Source organism: Arthrobacter silvisoli (genome assembly GCF_003369445.1).
Lineage (GTDB): Bacteria > Actinomycetota > Actinomycetes > Actinomycetales > Micrococcaceae > Arthrobacter > Arthrobacter silvisoli.
Window position 1 is genome coordinate 46,491 of record NZ_QRCU01000036.1, and the last position, 13,012, is coordinate 59,502.

Consider the following 13,012-nt stretch of genomic DNA (forward strand, 5'->3'; position numbering starts at 1 on the left):
GACGACGACGGCACCCGCCTTCTTTCGGGAAGGCGGGTGCCGCCGTCGTGCTGCGTTATGGCGCGGCGTGAATGTCAGCCCCCGCTGATAGCTTGGCTTCATCAGTTCGACAGCCTTTTGGGGGCGCAATGTTCTTTCTCGACGCGGAGACGGCCGGCCGGCCCAAGGACCTGGTGTATTCGGCCAGCGACCTTGTGGCCGCTGCTACGTGCGAGTACCAGGTCCTGCGGAAGCTCGACGAGAAACTCGGCCGCAGCGCCCCTGCGGATTTCCCGAAGGACCCCATGCTGGACCGCGCCGCGACGCTCGGCGACGTCCACGAGCACAAGGTGCTTGACGCGTTCCTCGCGGAGTTCGGCACCTGGGATCCGGCCACGGGACGGGGCGTGTACGACGTCGTTCCCGCCGGCGAGATGGACCGGGCCACCCTGCGCGCCAAGCATGAGGAATCGATCGGAGCCCTTCGGTCCGGGGCGGACATCGTGTTCCAGGCCGCGTTCTTCGACGGCACCTTCCACGGCCGCTCCGACTTCCTGGTGAAGCGCGGCCAGGGCAGGTATGCGGTGTTCGACACCAAGCTGGCCCGGCACGCGAAAGTCACCGCGTTGCTGCAGCTGGCCGCGTACGCAGATCAGCTCCTCACAGCGGATATCGCACCCGATCCCACTGTCACCCTGGTGCTCGGAAACGGAAGCCACAGCGACCACGTCCTGGCAGACATCCTTCCTGTCTTCAGGGAACGCCGGGAGCGTTTCCTCGACATGACGGCGGACCACATCGCCGGCACCGGTCCGGTCGGCTGGGGCGATCCGCGCTACTCCGCCTGCGGCCGCTGCGACTACTGCGCCGAGCAGGTCCTCCTGCATCGCGACCTCCTGATGGTGGCCGGGATGCGCGTCAACCGGCGCAAGAAGCTGATCGAATCAGGGATCACCACCATCGACCAACTGGCCGCGGCGCCCGCTGACGGCGACGCCACCTTCCGGCGGCTGCGGGAGCAGGCCCGGCTCCAGACCGGCACCGGCACGCCGGACGGCACCGTCCACTACACGAACAAGCTGGGTGAGGCCAAGGCCGTGGGCTGTACGGTCCTGCCCGACAACACCCTGGGCCGTATCCCGGCTCCGGACCCCGGCGATATCTTCTTCGACTTCGAGGGCGACCCCCTGTGGCAGGATCCCGCCGGCGTGTGGGGGCTGGAGTATCTGTTCGGGGTGGTCGAAAATCCGGTGGAGCCTGGTGCGGCGCCCGTGTTCCGGCCGTTCTGGGCCCACTCCCGGGCCGAGGAGGGCAAGGCTTTCCGGAACTTCCTGGACTACGTCGCCGAACGCCGCGCCAAGTATCCCGGCATGCACATCTACCACTACGCGTCCTACGAGAAGACGGCGCTGCGGAACCTGTCCCTGAGCCACGTGATGGGCGAAGCCGAGGTGGACGGGCTCTTGCGCGACGGCGTGCTCGTGGACCTGTACGACACCGTGCGCCACAGTCTGCGGATTTCCGAGAACTCCTACAGCATCAAGAAGCTCGAACCCCTCTACATGGGCGAACACCTGCGCTCCGGGGATGTCACCGACGCCGGAGCCTCCGTGATTGCGTACGCCAACTACTGCACGGCCCGGGACACGGGGCAAACGGACGAAGCCGCGGCGATCCTGGCGAGCATCTCCGACTACAACGAATACGACTGCCTCTCCACCCTGGAACTGCGCAACTGGCTGCTCGGCCTCGCCGCGGAGCGGTCCATCGAGGTAGGCGCTGCTGCCCCGGTGTCCCCCGCCGACGCAGTCATCGAGTCCTCGCAGGTCGCCGCCGGGTACGAAGCCGCCCCTGGGGAAGCTGCGTTGCTGGAGTACCTGGGCACCCTGACGGAGGAAGAACTCCAGTCTGACGATGCCCGCGCCATTGCCCTGGTGGCTGCCGCCGTCGGCTACCACCGGCGCGAAGACAAACAGTACTGGTGGGGCCACTTCGACCGCCTCGACAAGCCCGTCTCAGAATGGGAAGACACCCGGGATGTGTTCCTGGCCGAAAACGTTGAAGTGCTCCAGAACTGGGCGAAACCCGGGCCGCGCAAGAATCCTGTCCGCACGATCCGGTTGACCGGCAGGGCCGCCGAAGGGTCCGACTTTTCGGCGGGCAGGACGTTCTTCCGGATGTATGGGCCTCCCCTGCCGGAGTGCCTGCAGGGAAAGGACGACGCCTCGGGCCTTCAGTCCGCCTTGGGCCGCTCCGGTTGGGCGGGCACGGAGGTGGTCGACAGCGCCGAAATTGGTGGCCGGGATGCCGTGGTCATCGCCGAGCGGTTGCCCCGCGGCGCCACGGAGTTTGCGGCATTGCCCATGGCCCTGACCCCGGACAGGCCGATTCCCACCGACGGGCAGAAGGCCGCCCTGGCGCAGCTGGCCACCAGTCTTCGGCACGCCCTTCCGTCGTGGCCCCGCGACCCCGCCTTGGATCTGCTCCGCCGCCGCCCACCCCGGCTGAGGAGCCGTGCTGCGCTGCCCCCGGTGGCGGACGGCCCGGACGGCTACATCGACGCGATTACCGAAGCCGTGGCAGATCTCGACCATTCCTGCCTTGCGGTGCAGGGGCCGCCCGGGACCGGGAAGACGCACGTCGGTTCCCATGTGGTGGCCCGGCTGGTGGCGCGCGGTTGGAAGGTGGGGGTCGTCGCCCAATCGCATGCCGTGGTGGAGAACATGCTGTGCGCTGCCGTGGAGAAAGCGGGCGTCGATCCGCAGCGGGTGGCGAAGGAAGTCAAGCACGACGATCCGCTGCCCTGGCAGCAACGCGACAAATCCGGCGTCGAACGCCTCCTCGCCGGACCCGGCGGCGCCCTGATCGGCGGCACGGCGTGGACCATGACAGGCAACGGGGTGCCAGCGGGGTCCCTGGACCTGCTCGTCATCGACGAGGCCGGTCAGTTCTCGCTGGCCAACACCATGGCGGTCAGCCGCGCGGCACAACGGCTCCTTCTCCTGGGCGACCCGCAGCAACTCCCGCAGGTCACGCAAGGGAAGCATCCGGAGCCGGTGGACGAATCGGCCCTCGGCTGGCTCTCGCAGGGACACCACACCTTGCCGCCGGAACTGGGCTATTTCCTGGCCACGTCATGGCGGATGCACCCTGAACTGTGCGCGGCCGTGTCAGAACTCTCCTACGACGGCCGGCTCCGCGCCGCTCCCCCGGCCTCGGCACGGCACCTTGAGGGTTGCCCACCCGGGATCGAGTGTGTCTATGTGCCACACCGCGGGAATTCGACGTCGTCACCCGAGGAAGCTGCGGAGGTGGTCCGGCAGGTCGGGGCCCACCTCGGCCTGGGCTGGCTCGACCCCCAGAAGGATCCCGAAGCCAGGCCACTCGAGGAGCAGGATGTCCTGGTGGTCGCCGCCTATAACGCCCAGGTGCAACTGATCCGGAGCGAACTGCGGGCGGCTGGACTGGGGAACGTGAGGGTGGGGACCGTGGACAAGTTCCAAGGCCAGGAGGCGCCGGTGGTCATCGTGTCGATGGCGGCGTCGGCGGCCGGCGAGGTTCCGCGCGGCATGGAGTTCCTGCTCTCCCGGAACCGGATCAACGTGGCGGTTTCGCGCGGGCAGTGGCGCGCCGTCGTCGTCCGCTCACCGGAGCTGAGCAACTACCTGCCCGTCCACCCGGAGGGCCTCGAGCAGCTGGGCGGGTTCATCGGACTCTGTCAGAGAGCAGGCGGCCGGAGGGCGGATGGTCAACTGCTCGGAACGACTTAACGCACGACGAGCGAACCCGCCCGCCAAGGGGTGCCGTCATTTCGGCGAGAGGCCGGCACCGCGCACTGATCGGAGGTGCGGGATCCGCTCAGTGCGCCATGAACCGGGCGGTCATCGGCACGACCACCCACCGGGGCATGATGCGGGCGAACACGGCGCCCACGCGGTTGATGCCGCCCGAGACGACGGCGCCGGGGGTGCGGCGGGCGTCGAGGGCGCGCATGGCCGTCGTGACGACCTGCCCGGCGGTCTGCAGCCTGCCGACTGCGGCGGATTCGGTGCCGACGACGTCGAAGAACTCGGTGCGGGTGGCACCGGGGCAGAGCGCGGTGACGCGCAGTCCGGAATCGCGCGTCTCGAAGGCGACCGCCTCCGTGAAGCTCAGCACGAAGGCCTTCGTCGCACCGTAAACCGCCATGAGCGGCAAGGGCTGGAAAGCGGCCGTGCTCGCGACATTCACGAGCACGCCGCGGCCGGACGCCGTCATCTCGGGCAGGAAGGCCCGCGTTAGCGACACCACCGCGGCGACGTTGAGCCTCACCTGTTCGTCGAGCCGGGCTGCATCCGCGTCGACGAGTCCGCCGTGCATGCCATACCCGGCATTGTTGATGAGCGAGTCGACCGTGAGGCCCCGGTCACGAACGGCGGCAACCAGGGTGGCGGTAGCGGCCGGCGCGGTGAGGTCGAGGGCGACGGTGTGTACGTCGACGCCGTGCGTCGACCTGATCTCGTCGGCCAGTTCGGTGAGACGGTGTTCGCGGCGGGCCACGAGCACGAGAGATGCGCCCCTGGCGGCGAGCACCCGGGCGAACTCGGCACCAAGGCCAGAGCTAGCGCCGGTGATGAGGACGGTTGTGCCGGCGTGACTGCGGGACATAGGGGCTCCGATCGATCGATGTTGGCAATGACAACATCATGCCCGCACTACCCAATGTTGTCAATGCCTACTTACGTCCCTAGACTCGAGGCATGCCCGCTTCGAAGTATCACCGCGAGAACCTCCGCGCGACGCTGCTCGAGCTCGCCGAGGCCACGGTGCGCAGCTCTGGTGTGGAGTCGCTCTCCTTGCGGCAGCTGGCGCGCGACGCCGGCGTAAGCCACGCCGCACCAGCACGGCATTTCCGTGACCGGCAGGCGCTGCTGGACGCCTTGGCATTCGATGGTTTCGAGCGGCTTAACGCCATGATGTCCGACGCCGCGGGATCCGAAGGCTCATTTGAGACCCGCTTCCGTGCGCTGGCGACTGCCTACGTCGACTTCGCCGTCGAAAACGCGGCCCTCCTCGGGCTCATGTACATCGCGAAGCACGCCGAAGGGGCCAGCGACGCGCTCATCGCCGCAGGCCGGCGGAGCATGGATCTGGCAGTCTCCCTCGTCGCGGCCGCACAGGCGGCCGGGCAGGTGATACCCGGCGACTCCGGTCGCATCGCGCTCGTCGTGTTCGCCAGCGTGCACGGCGTCGCATCGCTCGCGACGGATGAACTGCTCGACGGCATGAGTGTGGAAGACGCGACCGCGGCAACAGTCGAGCTGTTATTGCGGGCGATCACCGTGACCCCGCGCTGAGGCCGCGGGGCTCGCATACCGGTAAGACGCCTCAACGCCCGACGGCGGCATACCCGTTTCTGGGGCATGCCGCCGTCGGTGACTGGGCCCACGCCGGCAGGGTTCCCTGACCGCAGCGCAGCGGAGGTTAGGGGGCCGGTGGCTGGGCCCACGCCGGCAGGGTTCCCTGACCGCAGCGCAGCGGAGGTTAGGGGGCCGGTGGCTGGGCCCACGCCGGCAGGGTTCCCTGACCGCAGCGCAGCGGAGGTTAGGGGGCCGGTGGGGATTAGTTCTGCGATTCCTCGTAGTACGGGTAGTCCGTGTAGCCCTTGGCCCCTTCGCCGTAGAACGTGGTGGGATCCGCTTCGTTCAGCGGCAGGCCCTCACGCCAGCGGCGCACAAGGTCGGGGTTGGCGATGGCGGGACGGCCCACCACGACGGCGTCCGCGTGGCCGCCGGCGACCAGTTCCACGGCTTCGTCCCGGCCGGTCACGGAGCTGAACCCGGTGTTGACCAGGAAGGTGCCCTTGAAGCGTTCGCGCAGGTCCTGCACGAGGGCGCCCTTGGGGTCGTCGTGCAGGATGCTCAGGTAGGCAAGGTTGAGCGGAGCGATCGTGTCCACCAACACCTCGTACGTGGCACGGACGTCGGCCGGGTCGGTCTCGGCGATCTCCTGGACCAGGTGCTCGGGGGAAATCCGGATTCCCACGCGGCTGGCGCCCAGGGCCTCGACCACGGCCTGTACGGTTTCGATCACGAAGCGGGCCCGGTTCTCGGGGGAACCGCCGTAGCTGTCCGTACGGACGTTCGTATTCGGTGCGAGGAACTCATGGAGAAGATAGCCGTTGGCGGAATGGAGCTCGACGCCGTCGAAGCCCGCCTCGATGGCGTTGCGGGAGGCCGTGACGAGTTCCTGGATCACCACGGGAAGCTCGTCGGTGCGCAGTTCACGCGGCACCGGGTAGGGCTGCTTGCCGTTCGGGGTGCGGACCTCGCCGCTGATCCCCACTGCGCTCGGGGCGACGACTTCGCGGCCGCCGATGATGTCCGGGTGGGAGACGCGTCCGCCATGCATGATCTGGGCGAAGATGCGTCCACCCTCGGCATGGACGGCGTCGGTGACCTTCTTCCAACCGGCGATCTGTTCGTCGGTGACGAGGCCCGGCTGCCCGGGGTAGGACTGGCCGGCAGGTGTCGGGTAGGTGCCCTCGCTGACAATCAGGCCCAGCGAAGCCCGCTGGCGGTAGTGCTCCACGAGCAGGGGACCGGGAATGCCTTCCTGGCCTGCGCGGACACGGGTGAGGGGTGCCATCACCAGGCGGTTGGGGATTTCCAGCTCGCCGACGGTCAGGGGTGAGAACAGCATGCGCAGAACCTTTCACAGAGGGAATCGTTTCCGTCTGGCGCAACTATGGGGCGCGTGCAACTATTCCGGGTGAGGCGTAGATCACGTCTTCGGGTGTCCGGCTGCGCAGTTGTACAGTCACCGGGGCCTTCGTTGCGCAGGCGTGACGCCTGCGCAACGAAGCCGGCTCATGGTGCCGCCGGAAAGGCTGCCGCTGTCAGATGATCAGCTACGGATGGACGATGATTTTCACCGCGGTGTCGTTGTGGTTGATCAGGGTGTCGAATCCCTCATCCACCAGGTCCTCCAGCGCGATCCTTCCGGTGATGAACGGCTTGAGGTCCACTTTCCCGTCCTGCACCAGCCGGATCGCGGGTGCGTGGTCCCCGCGGTACGCGATGGTCCCGCGGAGGTCGATCTCCTTCAGCACGATCTTCTGCATGTCCACCGTTGCTGGCCGCCCCCAGATGGAAACGTTCACCACCACCCCGCCCGGCCTGACGACGTCGAGCATCGCATCCAGCACGGCGTTGACGCCGGCACATTCGAACGCTGCATCCGCACCGGCGCCGTCCGTCAGCTCCAGGACGCGCTTCGTGACGTCTTCCTGCGAGGGATCGAGGACATGGTCCGCGACACCGGAGCTGCGCGCTTTCTCCTTCCGGGCGCTGGACAGCTCGGTGAGGATGGTGGTGATGCCCAGGCCCTTGAGCACGGCCGCGGTGAGCAGCCCGATCGGCCCGGCACCCCCGACGACGGCGACGTCGCCGGCCGTGAGGCCCGCACGGGAAACCGCGTGGTAGGCCACGGAGAGCGGCTCGATCAGCGCAGCCTCATCCAGGGGAAGGTCTCCTACGGGATGCACCCAGCGGGCATCCACCACGATCTTCTCGCTGAGACCGCCCCCGCCGCCGGCCAGGCCGATGAAACCCATCCGGGTGCAAAGGTTGTAGTTACCGGCCTTGCAGGGGCCGCATGCATCGCAGACGAAATAGGGTTCCACCACCACAGCGTCGCCCACGGCGAGACCCGTAATGCCTTCGCCGAGTTCCTCGACAACGCCGGAGAACTCGTGGCCCATGGTCACCGGAAGGTCCTCCCCGGCCAGCGGATGGGGATGGCCGGGGTGCGGAATGAAGATGGGCCCTTCAAGGAATTCGTGCAGGTCGGTACCGCAGATGCCGCACCAGGCGACGGCGATCTTGACTGTGCCCGGCCGGGTGCCCGGCTCCGGAATGTCTTCCACGCGAAGGTCCTTCTGCCCGTGGAAACGTGCCGCTTTCATGCAGTTCCGCCTTTCAGCGTGTGTGGTGGGAGGGCTGGAGTTCGTACACCGGCGTCGGGAGGCCTTCCAGGCGGGCCTTGAGCTGCAGCGCCAGGTAGTTCGAATAGTGCCGGCTCTGGTGCAGGTTGCCGCCGTGGATCCAGAGGTTCTCCACGTTGGTGGGCTTCCACATATTGCGCAGTTCGCCCTCCCAAGGTCCAGGGTCCTTCGGTGTGTCCGAGCCGAAGCCCCAGCATTTGCCCACTTTGTCCGCCACTTCGGGCGAAACAAGATCGGCCAGCCAGGCGTTCATGGAGCCGTAGCCGGTGGCATAGACGATCACGTCCGCTTCGAGCTCGGTGCCATCGGCCATGACCACGGCGTTGCCGGTGATCTTGGCGACCTGCCCGGACGCCAGTTTTACCCGGCCGTCGATGATCAGCTGGGACGCACCTACGTCGATGTAGTAGCCGGAGCCGCGCCGCAGGTATTTCAGGAACAGCCCGGAGCCGTCAACGCCGAAGTCCAGTTCGAAGCCGGCCGCCTCAAGCTGCGAATAGAACTCCGCGTCCCGCTTGGCCATCTCCTGGTACACCGGCACCTGCGCCTCGGGCAGGATGCGGTACGGCAAGGACGCAAACAGCAGGTCTGCCTTCTCGGTGGTCACTCCGTTGGCGAGCGCCCGCTCCGAATAGAGGTCTCCGAGGGCCAGGTCCATGAGCGATTCGCTGCGGGCAATGTGCGTGGAGGAGCGCTGCACCATGGTGACGTCCGCGCCGTGCTCCCACAGATCGGCGCAGATGTCGTGCGCCGAGTTGTTCGAGCCGATCACCACCACCTTCTTGCCCGTCCAGTCTCCGCCACCCGGGTGCCTGGACGAGTGGTACTGCTCCCCCAGGAAGGATTCGGCGCCGTCGAACGCCGGAATGTTCGGGTACCCGGACACGCCCAGGGCGAAGACCAGCTGCTTGGGGCGCAAGGTGACGGGCTCGCCGTCGCGGACCACCTGGACCGCCCACTCCTTGGCGTCCTCGTCCCAGCGGGCGTTGGTGCATTCGGTGCTGCTCCAGTAATTCAGCTCCATGATGCGGGTGTAATGCTCCAGCCAGTCGCCGATCTTGTCCTTGGCGGCAAAGACCGGCCAGTCGTCCGGGAACTTCAGGTACGGCAGGTGGTCGTACCAGACGGGGTCGTGCAGGTGCAGGGACTTGTACCGGTTCCGCCAGGAGTCGCCGGGCCGGGCGTTCTTCTCCACGATGATCGTGGACACGCCGAGCCTGCGGAGCCGGGCGCCCAAGCCGATGCCGCCCTGGCCGCCGCCGATGATCACGGTGTAGGGCTGCTCCCCGTAGCCGAGCCGGGCTTCTTGTTCTTCCCTGCGCTCCAGCCAGGACTTGCGGCCTTTCTCGATCCGGTGGGCCACACCCTGTTCACGGTTGGGGCCCTTCTTCTCTTCGAAGCCCTTGAGTTCCTGCATCGTGGTCAACAGCGTCCAGCACTTGCCGTTCCGGAGCCGCAGATGAGCGTGTCCCCTGGCCTGCGCAGTTTCGAAGTTGACCCAGGCTTCGGTGGCGGCGGCATCGCCTGTGGCGTCTTCGGCGAGCGTCCAGTTGCCTGGTTGCACGTCCCCGAGCGTGGCTTCAAGCATGCGCTTGATTTCAGCCTTGCCCTCGAGCGACTTGAGGTTCCAGGTGAAGGACACGAAGTCGCGCCAGTATGGTTCGTCATCGAACAGTTCCAGGACGGCCCCGGTGTCATTGCTGCGCAGCGCTTCATCGAACTGCGCCAGCCAGGCCGCGGCTATGGCGTTTGCGGTTTCAGGCATCTCTCCTCTTTCCATCGCTGACCATGGGGTCCGCCCGGTCCAAGCAACGTCGCCAAGCAACGTCCGGTGGGTGACCCGCATCACAAGTAAATGCGGGCGGGGGTTACAATCGGGTTGCACCGGGTCCGCTGCTTCTGCGGACCGCAGGATTCCATTCGACGGCGAAGGAGTTGGCGCATGCGCCACGTGCTGGCAAGCGACCTCGCCCTGCGGTTTTCGGCCCCGCGCGAATACGCCAAGGCACTGCGCAACGCGCACGATGCAACGTTGTCCGGCACCCCGGATCCCGCCTTCACGCCGTCATTGCTGGAATCGTGGAAGCGCTCCCTGGCGTTGGGCATCAACCCCGAACAACACCGGCCCATCCACCGGCATGAGGTGGCTGAAGCCCGGGCCCTCGGCCGGGAGCACCGCCTGGCCACAGTGGTCCCGGCCCTCACCCAGTTGCTGGCCGACGAATCCGCGGCGGGCCGGCACCTGCTGATCGTCACTGATCACCAGGGCGAAGTCCTCTGGCGGCTTGGCAGCGCCTCCGCGCTGCGGCAGGCGGATTCGCTGGAATTCGTCGAAGGGGCCGACTGGTCCGAAGCGGGAATCGGGACCAATGCGATCAGCGAAGCCCTCATCACCGGCGACGCCGCACAATTGTTCTCTGCCGAGCATCTCGTCCGGACCCATCACGAGTGGGCATGCACGGCAGCACCCATCCGCGACCCTTTCACCGGTGAGTTGCTCGGCGTGCTGGATGTTTCCGGCCCCATCGACTCCGTGACCCCGGACAGCATGCGCATGGTGCGCTGCGGCGTCCGGCTCGCGGAGGAACTGCTCCGCTCGGCGGGCGCGGTGGCAGGTGGCCCGGCGGCCGCCGTCGGGACTGCCGGACGCGCCGGGCGGCCGGGGTCCACGCTCTTCCTGCGGCTGCTCGGCGACAAACCGACGGCGGAGCTCGACGGCGGCAGGAAAGTTCCGGTGACCCTGCGGCGGGCGGAAATCCTGGCGCTGCTCGCCTCCAGGTCCCAGGGCTGGAGCGCGGAAGAACTCGCATACCAGCTGCATGGCGAGGACGGTGCCGCAGCGACGATCCGGACCGAGATGCACCGCATCCGCGCCTCGCTGGGCCAACTGGTGGAGGCGAACCCTTACCGTTTTGCCGAAGCCGTGAAGGTGGTTTCCGACGCGGGGCTGGTGGCGGAGCACCTTCGTGCGGGACGCATCCACGACGCCGTTGCCGCCTACACCGGACGGCTGCTCAACCGGTCCACCACCCTCGCCGTGGAGCTCATGCGGGACGAACTCGACCAGGCGGTGGCATCCTCGGTCCGATCCAGTGGGGACCCGGAGTTGCTTGCGCAATGGTGCTCCACGGACATGGGCCAGGGCGATTCCGAGGCCGCCCTGGCCATGGCCCGGCTCGCGGTTCCCGGCGATCCCCGCTTCCAGCTGGCCAGGGCCAGGCTGGAGCGGCTGAACAGGGAACTCGGGTCGTAGCCCTGTGCCTACGCGGTAACGCTATTGCTGCGCCGGCAGCACCAGTTCCCCGGTCTTGTCCGTGGAGAGGGCGAGCGAGGAGATGTACCGGGGTTCGCCGTCGGGTCCGTCCTGGGCCGAGCGGAGCATGTCCGGCCGTTCGAACTCGATCCCGGTCACGTGGCACAGCAGCTTGGCTTGGCTGGGGTTGCCCTCGGAATCGAACATCGCCAGGTCGATGCCGTCGTCCGTCCGGCGCAGGTAGTACTGGCCGCGGGTCAGGACGGCCAGCAGCGGCGGCAGGAGCAAGGCCAGGCCAACAGCGAAGATCGGCGAGTACGGTTGCACGGCGGATCCGAACGCGCCGAAGAACACGGCGATGGACACCCCGGCCGAGGCCAGCATGGAGACGAAGCCCACCGGGTTCACCGCGTACAGCATGCCGCGGCGGAACTCGGGTACCTTGGGCGAAATCTTCAGCAGGTACTTGTTGATGGCGATGTCCGCAGCCACCGTGACCACCCAGGCGATGGCGCAGTTGGCGTAGAAGCCCAGGATCGTGTTGAGGAACTCGAACATGTTCGCTTCCATGAGCACCAGGGCCACAGCCAGGTTGAGCACCACGAAAACCATCCGGCCCGGGTAGGTCTTGGTGATGCGCGTGAAGCTGTTGGTCCATGCGAGGGAGCCGGAGTAGGCGTTGGTGACGTTGATCTTGATCTGCGAAATGACCACCAGCACCACGGCGAGTGTCATGGCGAGCCAGGCCGGCATCATTTCCCGGTAGACGCCCAGGAACTGGTGCACGGGTTCGTTGGCGTGGGCCGACGCCGCCGGGTCCAGGGTGGCGATGAGGTAGACGGCGATGAACATGCCGACGATCTGCTTGATGGCACCGAAAATCACCCAGCCCGGTCCGGCCAGGATCACGGCCCGCCACCAGGCGCCCTTGTTCGCGGCGGTGCGGGGCGGCATGAACCGCAGGTAGTCGATCTGTTCGGCGATCTGCGCCATCAGGGACAGGCAGACGCCCGCGGCCAGCATCACGGACGCCAGGTTGGTCCCGGACTCCCCGGACGTGCCGGTGTAGGCGAAGAAGGAGTCGATGCTTTCGGGGTGCGACACCACCAGGTACCCGACCGGCACCACCATGAGCAGCAGCCAGAGCGGCGTGGTCCACACCTGCAGCTTGGCCAGCGTGTTCATCCCGTAGATCACCAGCGGGATGATGATCAGCGTGGACGCCGCGTAGCCGATCCATTGCGGGATGCCGAGCCCCAGCTCCAGGCCCTGCGCCATGATGGAGCCCTCCAGGGCGAAGAAGATGAAGGTGAAGGTGGCGAAGATGACGTTGGTGACCACCGAGCCGTAGTAGCCGAAGCCGGAGCCACGCGTGATGAGGTCCAGGTCGATGTTGTACCGGGCCGCGTAGTAGGCCAGCGGAAACCCGGTGGCGAAGATGACCACCGCGGCCACCAGGATGCCAAGGATCGCATTGCCGGTGCCGTAGGAAATCCCGATGTTCGCGCCGATCGAGAAGTCCGCCAGGTACGCGATGCCGCCCAGGGCGCTCGTCGCCACCACCCCCGCGCTCCACTTCCGGTAGGAACGCGGCGCGAAGCGCAGCGTGTAATCCTCCAGGCTTTCCTTCGCGGCGCTCAGTGCGTCGCTCCTGGCGGGGCTGCCTGCCGCCGCCCTTCCGGAACCGTCGACGACGGCGCTGCCGCCCGCCGTCGTGCGTTCCAGGGTCTGTGTTGCCTGCTGTTCTTCAGTCATCCCCACATCACTTTCCTCAGCTGTTCCTCAGTGTTCTCCGG

The 13,012-nt window shown here is 67.2% G+C and carries 8 protein-coding genes; 3 read left to right on the top strand and 5 right to left on the bottom strand.

Annotation, left to right across the window (positions count from 1 at the left end; translation table 11 throughout):
• Window positions 1-128: 128 nt before the first annotated feature.
• Window positions 129-3,749 carry a TM0106 family RecB-like putative nuclease gene (locus DWV11_RS09075; RefSeq protein WP_115788566.1) on the top strand — a complete coding sequence of 1,207 codons (3,621 nt, stop codon included), beginning with the start codon at window positions 129-131 and terminating at the stop codon, window positions 3,747-3,749.
• An 88-nt stretch (window positions 3,750-3,837) separates the two neighbouring features.
• On the opposite strand, the gene DWV11_RS09080 is transcribed toward DWV11_RS09075, so the two are convergent.
• Window positions 3,838-4,626, bottom strand: coding sequence for an SDR family NAD(P)-dependent oxidoreductase (locus DWV11_RS09080; RefSeq protein WP_115788567.1), 789 nt, complete (start codon window positions 4,624-4,626; stop codon window positions 3,838-3,840).
• A gap of 92 nt (window positions 4,627-4,718) precedes the next feature.
• Here DWV11_RS09080 and DWV11_RS09085 point away from each other — a divergent pair, with 92 nt between their 5' ends.
• The gene (locus tag DWV11_RS09085) at window positions 4,719-5,315 is read left to right on the top strand and encodes a TetR/AcrR family transcriptional regulator (protein WP_115788568.1); all 597 of its coding nucleotides are present in this window, start codon (window positions 4,719-4,721) and stop codon (window positions 5,313-5,315) included.
• Window positions 5,316-5,580: 265 nt separating this feature from the next.
• Here the strand turns inward: DWV11_RS09085 and DWV11_RS09090 are convergent, their stop codons facing one another.
• The 3 genes from DWV11_RS09090 to DWV11_RS09100 all read right to left on the bottom strand — a co-directional run bounded on the left by DWV11_RS09090 (window position 5,581) and on the right by DWV11_RS09100 (window position 9,728).
• Window positions 5,581-6,660: an alkene reductase gene (locus DWV11_RS09090; RefSeq protein ID WP_115788569.1), complete on the bottom strand. Its 1,080-nt coding sequence runs from the start codon at window positions 6,658-6,660 to the stop codon at window positions 5,581-5,583.
• 208 nt (window positions 6,661-6,868) lie between these two features.
• Window positions 6,869-7,924, bottom strand: coding sequence for a 2,3-butanediol dehydrogenase (locus tag DWV11_RS09095; RefSeq protein ID WP_115788570.1), 1,056 nt, complete (start codon window positions 7,922-7,924; stop codon window positions 6,869-6,871).
• A gap of 13 nt (window positions 7,925-7,937) precedes the next feature.
• Window positions 7,938-9,728 (bottom strand): NAD(P)/FAD-dependent oxidoreductase, encoded by a 1,791-nt coding sequence (locus DWV11_RS09100; protein WP_115788571.1) that lies wholly within the window; start codon window positions 9,726-9,728, stop codon window positions 7,938-7,940.
• A gap of 177 nt (window positions 9,729-9,905) precedes the next feature.
• Between DWV11_RS09100 and DWV11_RS09105 the strand changes: the two genes are divergently transcribed.
• On the top strand, window positions 9,906-11,216 hold the full coding sequence (locus DWV11_RS09105) for a helix-turn-helix domain-containing protein (protein ID WP_115788572.1): 1,311 nt from the start codon (window positions 9,906-9,908) through the stop codon (window positions 11,214-11,216).
• Between the two features lie 21 nt (window positions 11,217-11,237).
• Here DWV11_RS09105 and DWV11_RS09110 read toward each other — a convergent pair whose 3' ends face one another.
• Window positions 11,238-12,971 (bottom strand): purine-cytosine permease family protein, encoded by a 1,734-nt coding sequence (locus DWV11_RS09110; protein WP_115788573.1) that lies wholly within the window; start codon window positions 12,969-12,971, stop codon window positions 11,238-11,240.
• Between the last annotated feature and the right edge of the window lie 41 nt (window positions 12,972-13,012).